The following is a 20677-nucleotide window of genomic DNA, read 5'->3' on the forward strand; positions in this document are numbered from 1 at the left end:
ATATCTAGAATAAAAATACTCTTATTAGTAAATAATGCTAATAGGAGGTTTTTTATGAAATCATCTTGTATAATAACATATAAAGAAAAAAATGCAGTTTATAAAATTAGAGATACTCTTTCTGCTAATATTAAAAAAAATTTAACTAAACAAATTGTATTAATTTGTATTGGTTCAGATAGATCAACTGGAGATAGTCTGGGACCTATAGTTGGTGAAAAGTTGAAATTCTTAAGAAGATCAAATTTTTCTCTTTTTGGAACACTAGAAGATCCTGTTCATGCTAAAAATCTATGTGAAACTCTATCGATTATCAAAAAAAAATATAAAGACCCATATATTATAGCAGTCGATGCTTCTTTGGGTAGTATAGACGATGTTGGAAATATTATTATCAAAAATACACCCTTAATGCCTGGATCAGCATTGGAAAAAAAGTTACCCCCTGTTGGTGATTTAAGTATAAAAGGAATTGTGAATGTGTCTGGAACTCTTGATTTCATGGTACTTCAAAATACTAGACTCTATACTGTAATGATGTTAGCAGAGATAATTTCTAGTGGAATTTACCATTCGGTAATTCAAACTATGGGAAGTAGAAAAGCACCTCAGAATATTTTAAAAGCTTCATGCGAAAGAATTAGTAATAATAATAAAAAGAGGTCAGTATAATTCACTAACCTCTTTTTATTGCTTCCTCTATTACATCTTTTTCTTCTTGAGAAAGTTCATATGTAGACTTTCCATTTTCTATTGTCTTGCCATAAACAGTACTTTCAGACCTACTGTATAAACTAGTTATAACAACACCATTTTTATTTTCATCTAATATAGCTAAAGAAAAACTCAAGTCACTACCTACATCTTCGAAAGCTCTATATCTCTTTAATGATATTTTGCTTGTTGTACTTTTTAATTTCATATTTAGTGTTTTGATATTTTCTCTTATTAGATCATTTTCTTGTATTTGATATTCAATTTTATCATAATAATTATCAATTACTTCTTCTAAATTAGCGCTATTCACTCCTCTTAGCAATCTTTTGTGTTTTTTTTGCATTTTATTAACATTGAATTTTAAAGCTATTATCATAAAAAACATTATCAAAATCAATCCACTCATAATAGCTATTATTAATACAACATTCTGTTTAATAAATTCTTCAATAGCAAACATTACTTTTTCCTCCTATGTTTCACGTGAAACATTAAATATTTAAAATATCAATAATCCTTTGTAAATCATTTTCTGAATAATAATCAATTTGAATTTTTCCTTTACCCTTATTTTTAGATTTGATTATAACTTTTGTATCAAATAAACTTTCTAGTTTATCTTTTAAGTCATTATAATAAATATTGACTTCATCTTTAGGCTTCTTGTTTTCAACTTCATTCTTTTTTAACTGTTTTATCAAAATTTCTACTTGTCTAACACTTAATCTTTCATCTATTATTTTTTGTGACATCTTATATTGAATATCATTATCTTCAATACCTAGCAAAGCTCTTCCATGCCCTTCTGAAATAATCTCTTCAATAATATATTCTTTTACTCTCTCATCCAAGTTTAGTAATCGCATTGTGTTTGTAATTGCAGTTCTTGATTTTCCCACTCTTTTACTTAATTCTTCTTGAGTAATATCAAATTCTTTTAAAAGTTTTTTATATGCTTGTCCTTCTTCAATAGGATTTAAATCTTCCCTTTGAATATTTTCTATAAGAGAAATCTCAAGTAATTCTCTATCAGTAGTATCTAATATTACTGCTGGAACTTCTTTTAACCCAGCTAATTTTGATGCCCTCCATCTTCTTTCACCTGCAACAATTGTATAAGTAGAGCCTTCTTTTTTTAGTATTAAAGGTTGAATAACTCCATATATTTTAATAGATTCTGAGAGTTCGAGGATTTTTTCTTCGTCGAAATATTTTCTAGGTTGCTCTTTATTAGCTTTAATTAGATTAAGCAGAATTTTAGTTACACCTTCCTCTGTTTGACTTTCTTCAGGTATCAAAGCTCCAAGACCCTTTCCTAATCCAAACTTTTTACTCAATTATTTCACTCCATTCTGTTTGTTTAAAAATTCTTCTGCTAATGTTTCGTAAGATTTAGCACCTTTACATTTTTCATCATATAACATTATAGGCAACCCAAAACTAGGTGCTTCAGCAAGCCTTATATTCCTTGGAATAGTAGTATCATATACTGCTCCTTTGAAATAATTCTTAACTTCACGTACTACTTCGCTAGATAACTTAGTTCTAGCATCATACATACTCATGACTACACCTTCAATTGCTAAATTTTTATTTAAAGATTTTTTTACTAACTGAATTGTATTAATTAATTGGCTAACTCCCTCTAAAGCGTAAAATTCACATTGAATTGGTATTAAAACACTATTAGAGGCTGTTAAAGCATTAACTGTAAGGAAACCTAATGATGGTGGACAATCAATAAATATATAATCAAACTCTTTTTCAAGTTTTGCAATTTTTTCTTTTAGAATACCTTCTCTTTTCTTAGAATTTATTAATTCAATTTCCGCTCCAACTAATTCCATGTCTGATGGTGCAATATAAAAATTACTTACTAATTCACTTTCGATAATCACATCTTCTATTTTATTGTTTGTAACTAAAATATTATACATAGAACCAGAAAGATTTGCTTTATCGATTCCCATTCCACTAGTAGTATTTCCCTGTGGATCTATATCAATTGCCAAAACTTTTTTGCCTTTCATTGCTAAGTAAGAACATAAGTTAATACATGTCGTTGTTTTTCCTACTCCACCCTTTTGATTAAATATAGAAATTACTTTCATTTTTTCACCATCCCTGAAATTTATTTTTCTATTAAGTTTCCTGAAATTATACTTTTCTCTGTAGCTCGTTTATTGAATTTCAATATTATGTCATTCTATAAATGTTTCACGTGAAACATATTAAGTCTACTCTTTTGGAATTCTTACTACAACTTCTATATAGTCATCCCTATCAATAGATTTATATATAGCATTTATACCATATTTATCAAAAACCTGCTTGATAGTGTTTATATAAATTTGGGGACTGAATATACCTTTTATCTTTTTCTTCCCATCAGCAGCAACAGTATCACCTTTTAATTTATTTAATTCTTTATCTATTAAGAGTTCTGATTTTTTAACATTTAAAGAATCTTTTTTGATTTTATTGATAATTTTTATCTGAATTTCTTTAGAAGGAAGTTTTAATAAAGCTCTAGCATGCCTCTCTGATAATTTACTCTCAACCACAAGACTTCTAACTTCTCTATCCAGTTTTAGAAGTCTAATCTTATTAGCTATAGTTGATTGTTTCTTTCCAATTTTCTCTGCTAAATCCTTTTGCGTATAATTATGTTCTTTTAATAAATCATGGTAAGCTTCAGCTTCTTCAAGAAAATTTAAATTCTCCCTCTGAATGTTTTCTAATAAAGCTATTGCAGCAGATTGTTTATCAGTAACTTCTATGATAATAGCTGGGATCTCGTTCAATCCTAATTTCTTAGCAGCTCTGTATCTTCTCTCTCCAGCTACTATTTCATAAACTTTATCTTTCATTTTTCTAACAGATAGTGGTTGAATTATACCATAAGTATTTATGGATTGAGCCAACTCTTCTATTGTGTTATCATTGAAAGTTTTTCTGGGCTGATATGCATTAGGAATTATCTGCTCTAAAGGTATGTACTCTATATCTTTTTTCATCTTACCTCATCCTCTTCTTAAAATGTTATATACTAAATAGACTTAATTCTTTTTTAAAAAAATAACACAAATATATTATACTATAAATAAATATAAACTCCTTTATTTTATTGAAAATTAATGAAAAAAAGCACTAAAAAAGTGCTTTTATAGTATTGGTTTATTATTTATTTGTTTCCATTTCCTTGGATATTTCAAATCAGTCTCTTTAACTTTCTTAATAATGACAAGATTATGTTTTAAATCTGAATCCTCAATGTTAATAGGTACTACTTTCATTATTTTTCCACCTAAAGTACCAATACAATTTCGAGCAATATCTATTTCTTCGTCAACTCCTGGACCTTTTAATGCAATAAAAAATCCACCTACTTTTACATACGGTATACATATTTCACTTAAAGTTGTTAAATTCGCAACTGCTCGAGAAATAGCAATATCATAACTTTCTCTTATACCTTTATTCCTTACATATTCTTCCGCTCTACCATGTACAAGATTTACAGACTCTAGTTCTAATTTATTTACAATATCATTTAATACATTAATTCTTTTATTTAAAGAATCCAGTAAAGTAATATTCAATTTATCATTCATAATCTTAATAGGTAACCCTGGAAAACCAGCTCCTGTACCAATATCTATTATTCTTTTGGCATTGATTAAAGGCTTAAATTCATAGACTTTAATAGAATCAATAAAGTGCTTTTTAAAAATCTCATCATCATCAAGAATAGCTGTTAAATTGACTTTTTCGTTCCATTCTTTAACTAGATCTTTATACAGATTGAATTTCTCATATTTATCATCAGTAAAATTTAATTCCATTTTTTTACATGTATCTTTTAATAAATTATAGTGAGTTTTATTATATTCCATTATATTATTCCTCCTTTGATATTTGTTTTCTATTCAATTGCTCTAAAGCAACTAACAAAACAGATATATCCGCAGGAGAAACTCCTGAAATTCTTGAAGCCTGACCGATATTTATTGGTCTAATACTATCAAGTTTTTCCTTAGCTTCTATTCTAAGTCCACTAATACTAAAGTAATCAATGTTATTTGGAATTATTTTTCTTTCTAATTTTTTAAATTGGTTCACTTGATCTTGTTGCTTTATTATATATCCTTCATATTTTGCTATAATATTAACTTCTTCTTGTACATCTATTGGTAACTCTGTTCTATTTTTATCTAACTCTTTTACTTTAAAATAATCTAACTCAGGTCTTTTAATTAATTCATATAACTTTATAGGCTTTTTTAAAGGTGTAGAGTTTAGTTGTAGTAAATATTCATTAACTCCATTGTTATTTGTTATTTGAATATTCTTTATCCTGTCAATTTCATTAAATATATTTTCTTTTCTTATTTTAAATCTTTCAAATCTTTTTTGTGATACAAGACCTATTTCATAACCTAATTCTGTTAATCTTAAATCTGCATTATCTTGGCGTAACAACAATCTATACTCTGATCTAGATGTCATCATCCTATAAGGCTCATTCGTTCCCTTTGTTACAAGATCATCAATTAAAACACCAATATAAGCATCTGATCTTTTCAATATAAAGGGTTCTCTTCCATTAACTTTCATGGCAGCATTTATTCCTGCAACCAAACCTTGAGCAGCAGCTTCTTCATAACCAGAACTTCCATTAACTTGACCAGCAGAAAATAAACCTGGTATTTTTTTAAATTCCAATGAAAGCTTTAATTGAGTTGGATCAAGGCAATCATATTCTATAGCATAAGCAGGTCTCATTAACTCTGCATTTTCTAAGCCAGGAACTGATCTCAACATTTGAATTTGTACATCCTCTGGAAGTGAACTAGACATACCATCAACATACATTTCAGCAGTATCTTCCCCTTCCGGTTCAACAAATATCTGATGCCTTCCTTTATCAGGAAAACGCATTACTTTTGTTTCGAAGGATGGACAATATCTTGGACCTGCACTTTTGATTGATCCATTATATAAAGGTGCTCTATCAATATTTTCTTTAACAATATTATGAGTCTCTTGATTTGAATACGTCAAATAGCATGATAATTGTTCTCTTTCGACATCATCCGACATAAATGAAAATGGTACTATTCTTTCATCTCCAGGTTGTTCGATCATTTTTGACAAATCAACGGATCTTTTATTAACCCTAGCTGGAGTACCCGTTTTAAATCTTCTCATTTTTACACCAATATTTATTAGACTTGTGGTAAGTCCTGCTTTCGCTGAAGATAAACCACTTGGTCCCTCATCAAAAATTAAGTTTCCTAATATAATTTGAGAATTTAGATAAGTACCCGTTGCGATTATTACAGCCCCAGTTTTAAAATAAGCATCAGTTTTTGTTAATACACCAATAATTTCTTCTCCATCATAATCAATGGCCGCAACTTCAGTTTGTCTTAGTACTAAATTCTCAGTGGATTCTACAATTCGTTTCATTCTAGCTGCATATTTAAATTTATCTGCTTGTGCTCTTAACGAGTGAACTGCAGGTCCCTTAGAAGTATTTAACATACGTGATTGAATAAATGTACTATCTATATTAATACCCATTTCTCCACCAAGAGCATCAATTTCTTTAACTAAATGCCCCTTAGCAGTTCCCCCGATATTAGGATTGCACGGCATCATTGCAACACTTTTTAAATCCGTTGCACATAATAAAGTCTTACATCCCATCCTTGCAGAAGCTAATGCTGCTTCACAACCAGCATGACCTGCTCCTATTACAACTACATCAAAATTTCCACCAAAATAGCTCATCTTTTCACCTACTTTCCTATACAGAATTTTTGGAAAATCTTATCTATTATATTTTCTTTTAGTGATTCCCCAGTTATTTCTCCTAAATATGACCAAGCATCTCTAATATCTATAGAAGCAAGATCAATAGCTAAAGTATTTTTAATTGCATCAAGTGAAGCAACTAAACTTTCTCTCGACCTTATTAATGCTTGTTTATGTCGTTGATTAGTGATCATTATAGTTTTTACATCAATATTTCCTGAAAAAAACAATTCCTTGATTTTAGACTTCAATTCACTTAAACCTTTTCCAGTTATCGTAGATGTTTCTATTATTTTTTTATTATCCAACATCTCTAATCCTTTATACAAAAATCTATTTTCTAAATCACTCTTATTTAATAGTACTATATATTTTTTATCTTTTATATACTCAATAATTTCCTTATCTTCTTCATCTATTATTCTACTTGTATCCAACATAAAAATTATCAAATCAGCTTCATTAATCTTTTCCTTTGATTTTTCAACCCCAATTTTTTCGACAATATCCTCTGTCTCTCTTATCCCTGCAGTGTCTACAATTTTTATTGGAATACCATCAACATTTATATACTCTTCTATTATATCCCTAGTTGTTCCAGGTATTTCTGTAACAATTGCTCTTTTTTCACTTAGCAAAGCATTCATAAGTGAAGATTTTCCTACATTAGGCTTTCCTACAATAACAGTATTTAGTCCTTCTCTAATTATCTTGCCTTCATCAGCACTATCTATTAAATTCTCAATTCTATAAAGTATTTCTTTAATATTTTTCTCTACTTTTTCTGCAGTAATTTCTTCTAAGTCCTCTTCAGGATAATCAACAGTAGCTTCAATATTTGCAATATTTTCTAATAACTCGTTTCTAAGTTTTGATATTTCTGTATAAAGTCTTCCTTGACTCTGCTTCAAAGCAGATTTAATCCCTAAATCTGTTTTAGCATTGATAATATCAATAACAGCTTCAGCTTGACTTAAATCTATTCTTCCATTTAAAAATGCTCTTTTTGTAAATTCACCAGGTTCTGCAATTCTAGCACCAGCTTTTATAACTTGTTCTAATATCTTATTTGTAACTACAACTCCGCCATGGCAATTTATCTCAATAGTATCTTCTGAAGTAAAACTTTTAGGGCCTTTCATATAACTAACAATAACTTCATCTAATTTTTCATTAGTATTATACTCTGTTATAAAACCATATCTCATAGTATATGATGTTATATCATCTAACTTTCTGTTATTTTTACCAACAAAAATTTTGCTAACTATTGATAATGATTTTTCCCCTGATATCCTAATAATAGAAATTCCACTTTGGCCAACACTAGTTGCAACAGCAGCAATAGTATCATATTCTTTCATTTTTTTCATCCCTTCTAGAAACTTAAGCAAAATCATACTTATTTCTTAAACAACTATTTCTTATTGTATAAGTGTGTAGATTTAAATACTATATTAAGTTTTCACCAAATATAGTATTTAAGAATAACATATAAATACTATACTTTCAAGCACAAAGGTATCTTAACTTAAATATTCAAAAAAAAAGCCTAAATGGCTTTCTTTTTTAAATCAATAACTACTCTTCTATACGGTTCATCACCTTCACTATATGTTACAATCCCTCTATCACTCTGTAGTGAAAAGTGAATAATTCTTCTCTCATATGGGTTCATAGGCTCTAACTTAATACTTTTACGAGTTTTCTTAACTTTTCTCGCTAATCTGTTTGCAAGTCTTTTGAGTGTTTCTTCTCTTTTAGCTCTATAATTTTCAGTATCTAATATTACTCTAATATGATTTCCTTCAATACCTTTATTAACTGCCAAATTAACTAAATATTGAATAGAGTCTAGAGTTTCACCTCTATGTCCAATGACAACTCCCATATTCGGGCCTATTAAATTAATCTTTAATGTATTTTTTTCTTCTTTTATTCTTATTTCAGCTAAAACATCCATACTATTTAATATTTTTCTTAACAAATTTTTTGCTTCATCAGCATAATTCTTTTTTAAAATTACTTTAACTTTAGCTTCTTTACTTTTAAAAATCTTAAAAAAACCTTTTGTTTCTTCTTCCAATATTTCAATTTCAACTTTATCTTTAGTAGTATTTAATTCCTTTAAAGCCTTTTCAATAGCTTCATCAACTGTTTTTCCTGTCATTTCTATAATTTTCATACTAGCACCTGCCTTCCAATTATTCTTTATAAGGCAATAATCGTAAATTAATTATTAAGCTTCTTGTATCTGTTTTGTAGAACTTCTTTTTATAACTAATGTTTGTGCCAATTGGAATAAATTATTAGTTACCCAATATAAAACTAACGCAGTTGTAAACTGAAAACTTAAATAAGTTATGAATAAACTCATACCGATACTCATTGTACCCGTTTGTTTAGATGTCTCAGAATTTTTAGGTGATAACATACTTGTAGATAGATATGTAGTGGCACCTGATACTAAAGGTAGTATCCAAGTTCCTACCAAAAGTGGGTTTCCCATAACTGCTTGTATTCCAGCAGGTGAATCTAATAGTCTCAATCCTAAAAAAGTTACTTCACTTATATTTGGATTTAAAGTAGCTAAATTCATAAATACTGAGTACATAGCAATTAATATTGGCCATTGTAATAATAATGGTAAACAGCCACCTAATGGATTAACCCCTTCTTCTTTATATAGTTTCATCGTTTCTTGATTTAATTTTTCCGGATTATTTTTATATTTTTTCTGTAATTCTTTTATTTTAGGTTGAATCTCGTTCATTTTACTAGTAGACTTTAACTGCTTTCTATTTAAAGGATATAACAATAGCCTTATAATAACCGTAAGTAAAATTATAGTTAATCCATATGAAATGTTAGGATTCTTAAATACAACTTCTACACCACTATGAAGTAAATTAAAAAAATCTACCAAAGCATTGTTCAACCAAGTAAAGCTTAAAAATTTTGCTGAAACTGTTGATATTGAATTTGCAATTAAAAAATGCAATACAATTACCTCCTAATGTTTATTTAACAGGATCATATCCTCCCCTACTATAAGGATTACATCTTGCAATTCTTTTAATAGACATAAAACCACCTCTTAACAAACCATATTTTTCAATAGCTTGAATAGCGTATTGCGAACAAGTGGGATAAAATCGACAAGATGGTGCCTTTAAAGGAGATATATATTTTCGATATATCTTTATAAAATAGATTATAATTTTTTTCAACATTAATTATAAAGACCTGCCTTTTTCAATAATTTTAAAACAGAACTTTCTATTTCTTTAAAACTTTTTTCTTTAGAACTATTTCGTGCAATAAAAACCAAATCATAGCCTTCAATTAGGCAATCTTTATTTATTCTATATGCTTCCGAAATTAATCTCTTTACTCTACTTCTTACAACACTATTTCCGACTTTTTTACTGACTGATATTCCTATTCGATTTAAATCTACATTTTGTTTATTCTTATAAATATACAGGACGAGTACATAGTTTGAAAAAGACTTACCTCTTTTATATACTCTTATAAAGTCTCTATTCTTTCTAATTTTTTCTTCCTTCTTCATTAACTAGGAACTCCTTATTTTCTGCAATTACAGAAAAGGCCACTTTTCTGCGGCCCTTATGCTGTCAAACTCTTTCTTCCTTTTCTTCTTCTTCTTTTAATTACGTTTCTACCAGAATGACTCTTCATTCTTTTTCTAAACCCATGTTCTTTCTTTCTTTGTCTTCTTTTAGGTTGATAAGTCATTTTCATTCAAAACACCTCCCTTTTACTAAATTAAGTCTATACTTAAAGCATAAGCATATTATCTAAGATATTTAAAGTAATTTTACCTTTTAATTATATATATACCTAAATATAATGTCAAGAAAATACCTACTTGTTGATTATTTTTTATTTATGTGTTTTTTTTGTGGATAAGTTCTTGAATAGGCATTATTCTTTTGTTATTATAAAACTAAACTGTTGAAAACATTCCACAGTATTTTTTATCCACAGCTTGTGGATTGTTTTGTGTATAACTTGTTTGCTTTTTCTTAATTTTTCGATAAATAAATAAAAAAACTATAATTTCAAGCCATTTATTGCACTATTTATTTTGTTAGTAACGTTTTATCTACATCTGTTGATAAAATAAATCTAATAAAATAATCAACATAATTATCAACATGTTATTTTTTTTATTATAATTGTCAACACTTAATGTTATGATACTTAATATTGTTAATAACTTGTTACTAATTTATACTTTGTAAATTAATTTATTTATTTTTTATAAATTTGTTATATTTATTTTTTATATTATAAAAGGTTAAACCACAACAATTTAGTTAAATTACTATATTTTGTGGCACGATCATGAAACTGGAGGATAAAATATGGCTACCCAACTAGATAAATTATGGGATGATACTCTAGGTATTGTAAAAAGAGAACTTAGCCAAGTAAGTTTTAATACTTGGATAAAAAGTATTACACCATTAAAAATCGAGAATGACACTATAAAACTAGAGGTTCCAAATGATTTTACAAGAGGAATATTAGAAAATCGATACAAAAATCTCATAATAAATGCAATTAATGTACTTACTTCAAAAAATTATGAAATAGAATTTTTAATTTTATCCGAAGATTCTAACCAAGCAGAAACATATGCTGAAAAAAATAAAAAGCAAAAAATTACTGTTTCGGAAGCAATGAATAGTACATTGAATCCTAAGTATACTTTTAATTCTTTTGTTATAGGAAATAGTAATAGGTTTGCTCATGCTGCTTCTCTTGCAGTAGCTGAAGCTCCAGCGCAAGCATACAATCCACTTTTTATTTATGGAGGAGTGGGTTTAGGTAAAACCCATCTTATGCATGCTATAGGTCATTATATATTAAAAAATAATCCTAAAGCTAAAGTTGTTTATGTTTCTTCTGAAAAGTTTACTAATGAATTAATAAACTCTATTAAAGATGATAAAAATGAAGAATTTAGAAATAAATATAGGCATGTAGATGTTTTATTAATAGATGATATTCAATTCATTGCAGGAAAAGAAAGAACTCAAGAAGAATTTTTCCATACTTTTAATGCTCTTCATGAAGCAGATAAACAAATTATTTTATCAAGTGACAGACCACCAAAAGAAATTCCAACTTTAGAAGATCGTTTACGCTCAAGATTCGAATGGGGGTTAATTGCTGATATTCAAGCTCCTGATTTTGAAACTAGAATTGCCATTCTTAAGAAAAAAGCTGATAATGAAAATTTAAATATACCAAATGAAGTCATGGTTTATATTGCTAATAAAATAAAATCTAATATTAGAGAATTAGAAGGCGCTCTAATAAGAATTGTTGCTTACTCTTCTTTAACAAATAAAGAAATAAGTGAAGAATTAGCAGCTGAAGCATTAAAAGATATTATATCTCACGATGCCAAAAAACAAATTACAATTAAATTTATTCAAGAAATAGTAGCAAATTATTTTAATATGAAAATTGAAGATCTAAAATCATCAAGAAGAACTAGGAATATTACATATCCACGACAAATAGCAATGTATTTGTCAAGAAAGTTAACTGATATGTCTTTACCTAAAATCGGAGAAGAGTTTGGAGGTAGAGATCATACCACTGTTATTCATGCATATGAGAAAATATCAATGAATTTAAAAAAGGATGATTCATTAAAAAATGTCATTTCAGAGTTAACTAAAAAGATTAATCAAAAATAATCACCATCTGTTTATAATATTATTAGGATATGTTGTGGAAAAACCTAAAAATCATAAAACATTAAAAATACTGTGGAAAAGGCTAAAAATCATGCATCACTTATCCACATTTATTTTTATGTAATTTTTGAGTGTATTACTTGGATACACCTACTTATCCACATACCCACAGCCCCTACTACTATTACTACTTTAAAAAGATTATTTACTATTCTATTATATAAAATTATCCTGTGTGGATAAAAGGAGGTTGCTTTAATGAAATTTAGATGTGAAAAAGGAAAATTACAAGAAGCTATTTCAATAGTTCAAAAAGCTGTTACTACTAAGTCACCAATGGAAATTCTTCATAGTATTCTTATTAAAGCTGAACAAAATAGTTTAACTTTTATTGGAACAGATATAGATTTAAGTATTGAAACCAAGATAGAAGCTGAAGTAATTGAAAATGGTATTATTGCAGTTGATTCAAAATTATTTGGAGACATTATCAGAAAATTACCAAATAGTTTTATAGAAATTGAAAAAACTGAAAATAATCTAAATATACGATGTGAAAAAAGTAAATTCACATTATTAGTTAATTTAAATGTTAATGAATTTCCTAGTTTACCAGAAATAGATGAAAATATTGTTTTTAATGTTAATCAAAAATTATTAAAACATATGATAAAAGGTTCAATATTCGCTATTGCTCAAGATGAAACAAGACCAATTTTAACAGGAATTTTATTTGAGGTAACAGATAATAACATAAATTTAGTTGCTTTAGATGGTTATAGGTTAGCTTTAAGAAGTGAATATATTGAAAATAATAATAATATTTCAGCAGTTATTCCAGGTAAAACTTTAAGTGAAGTATCTAAAATTTTAAGTGATGATGATAATGGGGTAAATATTACATTTACAGAGAACCATATATTGTTCAATTTAGGAGAAACTAAAATTATTTCGAGATTACTAGAAGGTGAATTTATTAAATATGATTCAATAATCCCTAAAGAATACAATTCAAAAGTAACAGTTAAAAGATCAGAACTATTGAATTGTATAGAGAGAGCTTCACTTGTAGCAAAAGATGGTAATACTAACTTGATAAAATTTAATATAAACAATGAAAATATAATTATAACTTCCAATTCTCAATTGGGAATGGTTAGAGAAGAATTAAATATTATTTTGCAAGGTGACGAACTAGAAATTGCATTTAACTCAAAATATCTAATTGATGTTTTAAAAATAATTGATGAAGATGAGATTTCTCTCGAATTTTCAAGTAGTGTAAGCCCTTGTCTAATTAAAAATAATAATGACACTAAATTTACTTACTTAGTTTTACCAGTAAGATTACTGAATTCAAATTAAAATATAATAAAAGGCAGGTGAAACCCGTTGACTTGTGTCAACGGGAAAAATAATGGAAGAAATAAAAATAAATAGTGAGTTTATAAAACTAGATGCATTTTTAAAATGGGCAAATATTGTTTCAAGTGGTTCAGATGCTAAATTTTTCATAAGAAATGGTGAAGTAAAAGTGAATGACGAAATTGAAGTTAGAAGGGGTAAAAAATTATATATTGGAGATATAATTGAATTTGAAGACAAAAAATATAAAATAATAGATTAATTGTTCATGAAGATTTATATGTGGTATAATAAAGAATAGGTGTTTTTTATGTATATAAAATATGTTGAACTTAAAAATTATAGAAATTACAAAAATTTATTTTTAGAGTTTGGAAAAGGTACTAATATTTTGGTAGGAGATAATGCTCAAGGGAAAACTAATATTCTTGAAAGCATATATTTCTGCAGTTTAGGAAAATCTCATAGAACGAATAAAGATAAAGAAGTAATTAACTGGGAAGAAAAAGAAGCATTTATTAGTGTTTATGCTGCTAAAGAGAGAATTGATAAGAAAATAAATATAAAAATTTTTAAAGAAGGTAAAAAAGGAGCAACAATCAATTCTATTAAAGTTAATAAACTATCTGATTTGGTTGGTACTTTTAATGCTGTTATGTTCTCGCCAGAAGATTTAAGAATAGTCAAAGAATCCCCGACGCATAGAAGAAAATTTATTGATATCGAGTTATGTAAGCTTAATAAGCGTTATTATCATGCACTTTCGCAGTACAATAAAGTTTTAAACCAGAGAAATATTGTACTTAAAAAATGGAATAATAATGACGAAATACTTGATGTTTATGATTCTCAATTAAGTAAGTATGGAGCTTATATCATTAATAAAAGAGTAGATTTTATTAATAGATTAAGTGAAAAATCAAATATTATTCATAAAGAAATTACAATGAATAAAGAAATAATGAGTTTGAAATATTTAACTTTTGTCAAGAATTTAAATAACATTGAAAATGATTTGTATTTACAGCTTAAAAATAATAGGCAAAAAGACATTAATAAACGTGCAACGTCAATAGGACCGCATAGAGATGATTTTTCAATTAGTATAAATTCTATAGATACAAGAACATATGGTTCACAAGGACAGCAAAGAACCGCAGTATTATCAATTAAATTTGCATCACTTGAAATTATTAAAGATATTTATGGGGAATATCCTGTTTTACTTTTAGATGATGTATTATCAGAACTTGATATAAAAAGACAAAAATACATTTTAAATTCCATAAATAAATTTCAGACACTAATTACATGTACAGGTATTATAGATATTAAAAAATATTTACATGATAAAGTTAATGTCTACTATGTAAAAGAAGGATCAATAAAAAAAGAAATACTTTTATAGAACGCTTATATAGATCTAGGAGGTAAATGTATGTTTTTGCATTTAGGAGAAAATGTGGTAGTCCCGTTAAAAGATGTTATAGGTATCTTTGATGTAGAAACGACCATGTATAGTTCTGACACAAGACAATTTTTAAGATTAGCAGAAGAAGACGGCTTCGTTGAGAAAATAACGGAGGAAAGACCTAAGTCATTTATTATAGCTGAAGTTGAAAAGAAAAGTAAAGTTTATCTTTCACCTATATCTTCTGCTACGCTGACAAAACGAAGTGATATTAATTATTATGAGCCATAGATTTTAGTTAGGAGGATATACATGGAAAATAAACAAAATTATGATGCATCACAGATTCAAGTACTTGAAGGATTAGAAGCTGTTAGAAAAAGACCAGGTATGTATATCGGTAGTACAGGGCTTAGAGGACTACATCATCTTGTTTATGAGATAGTAGATAACAGTATAGACGAAGCTTTGGGTGGATATTGTAAAAATATCAAAGTTTTAATTGATAAAAATAACTGTATAAGAGTTGATGATGATGGTAGAGGTATGCCTGTAGGAATCCATCCAAAAATGAAAAAGCCAACAGTTGAAGTTATTATGACAGTACTTCATGCAGGTGGTAAATTTGGTGGAGGTGGATACAAAGTATCTGGTGGATTACATGGTGTTGGAGCTTCGGTTGTAAATGCCTTATCAGAATATTGTAAAGTAACCGTTAAAAGAGAAGGCCATATATGGGAACAAGAATATTCAAAAGGAAAAGTTGTAGGAGAATTAAAGAAAGTTGGAAACACTGAAGAACAAGGTACAAGTGTATTTTTTAAACCTGATGCTAATATATTTGAATCTGTTGAATTCGAATATGAAACATTAGAGCAAAGACTTAGAGAACTTGCATTTTTAAATAAAGGAATAAGAATAATTTTAGAGGATGAAAGAACTGATAAATCAAAAGAGTTTCATTATGAAGGTGGAATAAAATCTTTTGTATCATACTTAAACCGAAATAAGCAAAAATTACACCAAGATCCTATTTATGTTGAAGGTAGAAAAGAGGATTATGCTGTAGAAGTTGCTATTCAATACAATGATTCATACTCTGAGAATATCTTTTCATTTGCAAATAACATAGATACTGTAGAGGGGGGAACCCATCTATCAGGATTTAAGTCTTCTTTAACAAGAGTCTTGAATGATTATGCAAGAAAATTTGGATTTGTTAAAGAAAATGATAAAAATTTATCTGGAGATGATACAAGAGAAGGAATAACAGCTGTTATATCTATTAAGCTTACAGATCCTCAATTTGAAGGCCAAACTAAAACAAAGCTTGGAAATACAGAAGTTAGAGGAATTGTTGATAGTATTGTAAGTGAAGCAGTTGGTGTATTTTTCGAAGAAAACCCTAAAATAACTAAGATAATAATAGATAAAGCGCTTGTGGCTTCAAGAGCTAGGGAAGCTGCAAGGAAAGCAAGAGAGTTAACTAGAAGAAAAACTGCTCTTGACAGCACATCATTGCCTGGGAAATTATCAGACTGTCAATCCAAAGATCCGTCTGAATGTGAGATTTATCTTGTTGAGGGAGACTCAGCTGGAGGGTCTGCTAAACAAGGTAGAGATAGAAAATTTCAAGCTATTTTACCACTTAAAGGCAAAATAATGAATGTTGAAAAACAAAGATTAGATAAAATCTTAAACTATGAAGCAATTAGATCTATGATAACTGCCTTTGGTGCAGGAATAGGTAAAGATTTTGAAATTGATAAGATTAGATACCATAAAATAATTATCATGACTGATGCAGACGTTGATGGAGCACATATTAGAACATTATTGTTAACATTTTTCTATAGATATATGAAACCACTAGTAGATCAAGGTTATATTTATATTGCACAACCACCATTGTATAAAATACAAAAGGGCAAAAAAATAAAATATGCTTATTCTGACAAAGAGTTGAACTCGATTCTAAGTGAAGTTGGTGGGAAGGATAAAAATACAAACATACAAAGATATAAAGGTTTAGGTGAAATGGATGCTAACCAATTATGGGAAACAACTATGAATCCTGAAGATAGGACTTTGCTTAAAGTAGAAGTTGAAGATGCAATTCAAGCGGACGAAATGTTTACAATATTGATGGGCGATAAAGTTGAACCAAGAAGAGAGTTTATAGAAGATAATGCTAAAAAAGTAGTTAACTTAGATATTTAGCTAGTAAAGAGGTGTTTTTAATGGGTAACGATGGAAATATATTACCAATTGATATAAGTCGAGAAATGAAAAAAAGTTATATTGATTATGCCATGAGCGTAATAGTAGGTCGTGCATTACCTGATGTAAGAGATGGATTAAAGCCTGTACACAGAAGAATACTTTACTCTATGTATGAATTAGGTTTATCACCTGAAAAAGGCTATAGAAAATGTGCAAGAATAGTTGGAGATGTATTAGGTAAGTATCATCCACATGGTGATACAGCTGTTTATGATGCATTAGTAAGATTAGCACAAGATTTTTCTACGAGATATACATTAGTTAATGGTCATGGTAATTTTGGTTCAGTAGATGGAGATAGCGCGGCTGCTATGAGATATACTGAAGCAAAAATGGATAAAATAGCTACACAAATACTTAGAGATATAAATAAAAATACAGTTGACTTTGTACCTAACTTTGACGGAGAAGAGAAAGAACCATCAGTACTACCAGCTAGATATCCAAACTTACTAGTTAATGGATCTTCAGGTATTGCGGTGGGTATGGCAACGAATATACCTCCTCATAACTTAGTTGAAGTGATAAATGGAATTAATCTATTAATAGAAAACCCTGATATAACTATATTAGAACTTATGAGAGAAATAAAAGGACCAGATTTTCCTACGGCAGCAAATATTGTTGGTAGATCTGGAATAAGAAAAGCTTTTGAGACAGGTAGAGGAAGAATTGTAGTTCGAGCAACTACAAATATTGAAGAAGTTAAGGGTAGAGAAAAAATAGTTGTAACAGAAATTCCGTATCAAGTAAATAAAGCTAGACTAATAGAGAATATAGCTGAGCTTGTAAAGGATAAAAAGATTCTAGGTATTTCAGACCTTAGAGATGAATCAGATAGAGATGGTATGAGAATTGTAATCGAATTAAAAAAAGATACAAATTCGAATATTATTTTAAATCAGTTGTATAAGCATACTAAATTACAAGATTCTTTTGGAGTAAATATGCTTGCATTAGTAAATGGAGAACCTAAAACATTAAATTTGAAACAATGTTTAGTTTACTATTTAGACTTCCAAAAGGATATAATTAAAAGAAGAACAAAATTTGACCTCGATAAAGCATTAGCAAGAGCACATATCTTAGAAGGATTAAGAATTGCGTTAGATAATATAGACGAAGTTATTAATTTAATTAGATCTTCTAAAAATGCTGTTGAAGCTAAAGAAGGCTTGATGAATAAGTTTGGATTAAGTGATAAACAATCTCAGGCCATATTAGATATGAGACTTCAAAGGTTGACAGGATTAGAAAGACAAAAAATTGAAGATGAATATGCTAATCTACTAGAAGTAATTAGTAACTTAAAAGCAATATTAGAGAGTGAAGAATTAGTGTTAGATATTATCAAAAACGAATTGAATGAAATAAAAGAAAAATACGGCGATGTAAGAAGAACCCAGATTATTCAAGGCGAAGATTATGAAATAGATATTGAGGACTTGATTGATGAAAAAGATGTTGTTTTAACTTTAACACATTCTGGTTATATAAAGAGATTGCCAGTAGATACTTATAGTGCACAAAGACGTGGTGGTAGAGGAATACAAGCGATGTCTACTAAAGAAAATGATTTTGTAGAGCATATGTTTGTTACTACTACTCATAATAATGTAATATTCTTTACTAATAGGGGTAAGGCATATAGATTAAAAGCATATCAGATTCCAGAGGCAGGAAGAACTGCAAAAGGAACTAATATAATCAATCTAATACCTGTAGAAGGTAATGAAAGAATTCAAGCTGTAATATGTCTAAAAGAATTCAATGAAGATAACTTTTTAGTAATGGGAACAAAAGAAGGATTAATTAAAAAGACTTCTTTAGACAAATATTCGTCTATTAGAAAGAATGGCTTGAATGCCATTAATCTTAAAGAAGATGATGAATTAATAAGTGTAAGGGTAACAACAGGTGAAAGTGAAGTACTGTGTGTTACTAAAGATGGTTATGCTATCAGATTCCATGAGTCAGATGCTAGGCCGATAGGAAGAACAGCATCTGGAGTAAAATCAATAACATTAAGAGATGAAGATGAAGTTGTTTCTATGGAAATATCAAACGGAGAAGAAGAACTCCTTGTTGTAAGTGAATATGGATTTGGTAAAAGAACACCTGTAAACCAATATAGCCTTCAAAAGCGTGGAGGTAAAGGTGTAATTACGTATAAAATTTCTGATAAGACAGGTAAACTTATTGGTGCCAGAATAGTAGAAGACTCTGATGAAATAATGCTTATAAATAGTAATGACATCGCAATTAGGATAAATGTAGCAGATATTTCAACTACAAGCAGAAATACAATGGGAGTTACACTTATGAGAACATCTGACGAAGAAAGAATTATGACAATGACAAAAGTAGCAATTACTAAATGTGAAGAAGAATGTGAAGCAATAAGTCAAGATGAAATAGATGAATGTGAAGTGGCAACAGAACAAATAACAGAAAAAGTAAATGAAGAAGTAAATGAATAGAAAGCAGCTCTTAGGAGCTGTTTTTTTTATAGAAATAGATAATGCAGAATAGAAATAAATCGTTGAAGAATAACTTCTACTAATCCTTAAGCCGACTCTTAGGAAAATTTTCTTGCAGAAAATCTTTAAACTAAGTTTTTATCATCTTCAATGATTGAAATGGTGCATTTGATATGCAAAAGGATTCTTTTTATATTTTGGTTAATTAAAAGCTTTCGTTTACGAAAGGTATCAACAACTTGTTACTTACCACTTGTCACTATAAATTGCGAAGTGATTTTCTTCGCAATTTATAAATATCATGAAATATATTTATAAACTTATCCTAGTGTATCAATATAAGAATAATTGAGATAATTAAAGATTTAATAAGTAAATATGATATAATTGACTTATATGAATAAAATATATAAGCATACATATAATATATTTGATAAGATATTCCTTGTCGCCAAGAGAAACCAGGAAAATGGTCGAAAGAAAAAATAAAAAAAACTCTTGACAATAAAGAAGTAAAATGTTAAACTAATATAGCTGTCGAAAAAACAGCAAAACAGTTTTACAGATTTGATCTTTGAAAATTAAACAGAGAATGATAATAAATGCCAGTCAATGAATTTAAGTAATGAGTAAATGATTGAACTTTTCAAATTGAGAGTTTGATCCTGGCTCAGGACGAACGCTGGCGGCGTGCTTAACACATGCAAGTCGAGCGATGAAGCTTCCTTCGGGAAGTGGATTAGCGGCAGACGGGTGAGTAACACGTGGGCAACCTACCTCGAAGTGGGGGATAGCCTCTCGAAAGGGAGATTAATACCGCATAATATGTCTTTTGCGCATGTAAGAGATATTAAAGATTTATT

20 protein-coding genes and 1 rRNA gene are annotated in these 20677 nt (G+C 28.6%); 9 read left to right on the forward strand and 12 right to left on the reverse strand.

Features of this window, described 5'->3' with window-relative positions:
* The first annotated feature begins 54 nt into the window (after positions 1-54).
* On the forward strand, positions 55-672 hold the full coding sequence (gene yyaC, locus ACQ3F0_RS06595; protein ID WP_428864348.1) for a spore protease YyaC: 618 nt from the start codon (positions 55-57) through the stop codon (positions 670-672).
* 4 nt (positions 673-676) lie between these two features.
* On the opposite strand, the gene ACQ3F0_RS06600 is transcribed toward yyaC, so the two are convergent.
* From ACQ3F0_RS06600 to rpmH, 12 genes are all read right to left on the reverse strand, one after another.
* Positions 677-1177 carry a DUF4446 family protein gene (locus tag ACQ3F0_RS06600; protein WP_428864349.1) on the reverse strand — a complete coding sequence of 167 codons (501 nt, stop codon included), beginning with the start codon at positions 1175-1177 and terminating at the stop codon, positions 677-679.
* A gap of 31 nt (positions 1178-1208) precedes the next feature.
* Entirely contained in the window at positions 1209-2054 is an 846-nt protein-coding gene (locus ACQ3F0_RS06605; protein ID WP_428864350.1) for a ParB/RepB/Spo0J family partition protein, read from the reverse strand.
* On the reverse strand, positions 2055-2828 hold the full coding sequence (locus ACQ3F0_RS06610; RefSeq protein ID WP_428864351.1) for a ParA family protein: 774 nt from the start codon (positions 2826-2828) through the stop codon (positions 2055-2057).
* A gap of 126 nt (positions 2829-2954) precedes the next feature.
* Positions 2955-3734 (reverse strand): nucleoid occlusion protein, encoded by a 780-nt coding sequence (gene noc / locus ACQ3F0_RS06615; protein WP_428864352.1) that lies wholly within the window; start codon positions 3732-3734, stop codon positions 2955-2957.
* Between the two features lie 147 nt (positions 3735-3881).
* The gene (gene rsmG, locus ACQ3F0_RS06620) at positions 3882-4613 is read right to left on the reverse strand and encodes a 16S rRNA (guanine(527)-N(7))-methyltransferase RsmG (RefSeq protein WP_428864353.1); all 732 of its coding nucleotides are present in this window, start codon (positions 4611-4613) and stop codon (positions 3882-3884) included.
* 4 nt (positions 4614-4617) lie between these two features.
* Complete coding sequence (gene mnmG / locus ACQ3F0_RS06625) at positions 4618-6513, reverse strand: tRNA uridine-5-carboxymethylaminomethyl(34) synthesis enzyme MnmG (protein ID WP_428864354.1); 1896 nt, start codon at positions 6511-6513, stop codon at positions 4618-4620.
* Between the two features lie 8 nt (positions 6514-6521).
* Complete coding sequence (mnmE, locus tag ACQ3F0_RS06630) at positions 6522-7901, reverse strand: tRNA uridine-5-carboxymethylaminomethyl(34) synthesis GTPase MnmE (RefSeq protein WP_428864355.1); 1380 nt, start codon at positions 7899-7901, stop codon at positions 6522-6524.
* A 188-nt stretch (positions 7902-8089) separates the two neighbouring features.
* Complete coding sequence (gene jag / locus ACQ3F0_RS06635) at positions 8090-8722, reverse strand: RNA-binding cell elongation regulator Jag/EloR (RefSeq protein ID WP_428864356.1); 633 nt, start codon at positions 8720-8722, stop codon at positions 8090-8092.
* 54 nt (positions 8723-8776) lie between these two features.
* Positions 8777-9538 (reverse strand): membrane protein insertase YidC, encoded by a 762-nt coding sequence (gene yidC, locus ACQ3F0_RS06640; protein ID WP_428864357.1) that lies wholly within the window; start codon positions 9536-9538, stop codon positions 8777-8779.
* Between the two features lie 19 nt (positions 9539-9557).
* On the reverse strand, positions 9558-9767 hold the full coding sequence (gene yidD / locus ACQ3F0_RS06645; RefSeq protein WP_428864378.1) for a membrane protein insertion efficiency factor YidD: 210 nt from the start codon (positions 9765-9767) through the stop codon (positions 9558-9560).
* A gap of 2 nt (positions 9768-9769) precedes the next feature.
* Complete coding sequence (gene rnpA, locus ACQ3F0_RS06650; RefSeq protein WP_428864358.1) at positions 9770-10111, reverse strand: ribonuclease P protein component; 342 nt, start codon at positions 10109-10111, stop codon at positions 9770-9772.
* A 56-nt stretch (positions 10112-10167) separates the two neighbouring features.
* Complete coding sequence (gene rpmH / locus ACQ3F0_RS06655; protein ID WP_428864359.1) at positions 10168-10302, reverse strand: 50S ribosomal protein L34; 135 nt, start codon at positions 10300-10302, stop codon at positions 10168-10170.
* A gap of 626 nt (positions 10303-10928) precedes the next feature.
* On the opposite strand from rpmH, the gene dnaA reads away from it, so the two are divergent.
* From dnaA to ACQ3F0_RS06695, 8 genes are all read left to right on the forward strand, one after another.
* The gene (gene dnaA / locus ACQ3F0_RS06660) at positions 10929-12275 is read left to right on the forward strand and encodes a chromosomal replication initiator protein DnaA (protein ID WP_428864360.1); all 1347 of its coding nucleotides are present in this window, start codon (positions 10929-10931) and stop codon (positions 12273-12275) included.
* Between the two features lie 258 nt (positions 12276-12533).
* A complete protein-coding gene (gene dnaN, locus ACQ3F0_RS06665; protein WP_428864361.1) occupies positions 12534-13640 on the forward strand; it encodes a DNA polymerase III subunit beta in 1107 nt (368 codons plus the stop codon).
* A 52-nt stretch (positions 13641-13692) separates the two neighbouring features.
* Positions 13693-13902 carry a S4 domain-containing protein YaaA gene (gene yaaA, locus ACQ3F0_RS06670; RefSeq protein ID WP_428864362.1) on the forward strand — a complete coding sequence of 70 codons (210 nt, stop codon included), beginning with the start codon at positions 13693-13695 and terminating at the stop codon, positions 13900-13902.
* Between the two features lie 48 nt (positions 13903-13950).
* Positions 13951-15048 carry a DNA replication/repair protein RecF gene (gene recF, locus ACQ3F0_RS06675; protein WP_428864363.1) on the forward strand — a complete coding sequence of 366 codons (1098 nt, stop codon included), beginning with the start codon at positions 13951-13953 and terminating at the stop codon, positions 15046-15048.
* A 30-nt stretch (positions 15049-15078) separates the two neighbouring features.
* Positions 15079-15342, forward strand: a complete 264-nt coding sequence (gene remB / locus ACQ3F0_RS06680) for an extracellular matrix regulator RemB (protein ID WP_428864364.1) — start codon at positions 15079-15081, stop codon at positions 15340-15342.
* Between the two features lie 21 nt (positions 15343-15363).
* Positions 15364-17271, forward strand: coding sequence for a DNA topoisomerase (ATP-hydrolyzing) subunit B (gene gyrB, locus ACQ3F0_RS06685; protein ID WP_428864365.1), 1908 nt, complete (start codon positions 15364-15366; stop codon positions 17269-17271).
* Between the two features lie 20 nt (positions 17272-17291).
* Positions 17292-19814 carry a DNA gyrase subunit A gene (gyrA, locus tag ACQ3F0_RS06690; RefSeq protein WP_428864366.1) on the forward strand — a complete coding sequence of 841 codons (2523 nt, stop codon included), beginning with the start codon at positions 17292-17294 and terminating at the stop codon, positions 19812-19814.
* 647 nt (positions 19815-20461) lie between these two features.
* A 16S ribosomal RNA gene (locus ACQ3F0_RS06695) occupies positions 20462-20677 on the forward strand; the annotation flags it as partial.

Origin of the sequence: Clostridium sediminicola, from assembly GCF_050402865.1 — a bacterium.
GTDB lineage: Bacteria > Bacillota > Clostridia > Clostridiales > Clostridiaceae > Clostridium_AF > Clostridium_AF sediminicola.

Bases quoted from the DNA above. Each gene is read 5' to 3' on its own strand.
- mnmG (WP_428864354.1), bottom strand. From the start codon at position 6,513: ATGAGCTATTTTGGTGGAAATTTTGATGTAGTTGTAATAGGAGCAGGT.
- rnpA (WP_428864358.1), bottom strand. From the start codon at position 10,111: ATGAAGAAGGAAGAAAAAATTAGAAAGAATAGAGACTTTATAAGAGTA.
- rpmH (WP_428864359.1), bottom strand. From the start codon at position 10,302: ATGAAAATGACTTATCAACCTAAAAGAAGACAAAGAAAGAAAGAACAT.
- dnaA (WP_428864360.1), top strand. From the start codon at position 10,929: ATGGCTACCCAACTAGATAAATTATGGGATGATACTCTAGGTATTGTA.
- ACQ3F0_RS06600 (WP_428864349.1), bottom strand. From the start codon at position 1,177: ATGTTTGCTATTGAAGAATTTATTAAACAGAATGTTGTATTAATAATA.
- dnaN (WP_428864361.1), top strand. From the start codon at position 12,534: ATGAAATTTAGATGTGAAAAAGGAAAATTACAAGAAGCTATTTCAATA.
- rsmG (WP_428864353.1), bottom strand. From the start codon at position 4,613: ATGGAATATAATAAAACTCACTATAATTTATTAAAAGATACATGTAAA.
- remB (WP_428864364.1), top strand. From the start codon at position 15,079: ATGTTTTTGCATTTAGGAGAAAATGTGGTAGTCCCGTTAAAAGATGTT.
- yaaA (WP_428864362.1), top strand. From the start codon at position 13,693: ATGGAAGAAATAAAAATAAATAGTGAGTTTATAAAACTAGATGCATTT.
- gyrA (WP_428864366.1), top strand. From the start codon at position 17,292: ATGGGTAACGATGGAAATATATTACCAATTGATATAAGTCGAGAAATG.
- yyaC (WP_428864348.1), top strand. From the start codon at position 55: ATGAAATCATCTTGTATAATAACATATAAAGAAAAAAATGCAGTTTAT.
- gyrB (WP_428864365.1), top strand. From the start codon at position 15,364: ATGGAAAATAAACAAAATTATGATGCATCACAGATTCAAGTACTTGAA.
- recF (WP_428864363.1), top strand. From the start codon at position 13,951: ATGTATATAAAATATGTTGAACTTAAAAATTATAGAAATTACAAAAAT.
- jag (WP_428864356.1), bottom strand. From the start codon at position 8,722: ATGAAAATTATAGAAATGACAGGAAAAACAGTTGATGAAGCTATTGAA.
- noc (WP_428864352.1), bottom strand. From the start codon at position 3,734: ATGAAAAAAGATATAGAGTACATACCTTTAGAGCAGATAATTCCTAAT.
- mnmE (WP_428864355.1), bottom strand. From the start codon at position 7,901: ATGAAAGAATATGATACTATTGCTGCTGTTGCAACTAGTGTTGGCCAA.
- ACQ3F0_RS06610 (WP_428864351.1), bottom strand. From the start codon at position 2,828: ATGAAAGTAATTTCTATATTTAATCAAAAGGGTGGAGTAGGAAAAACA.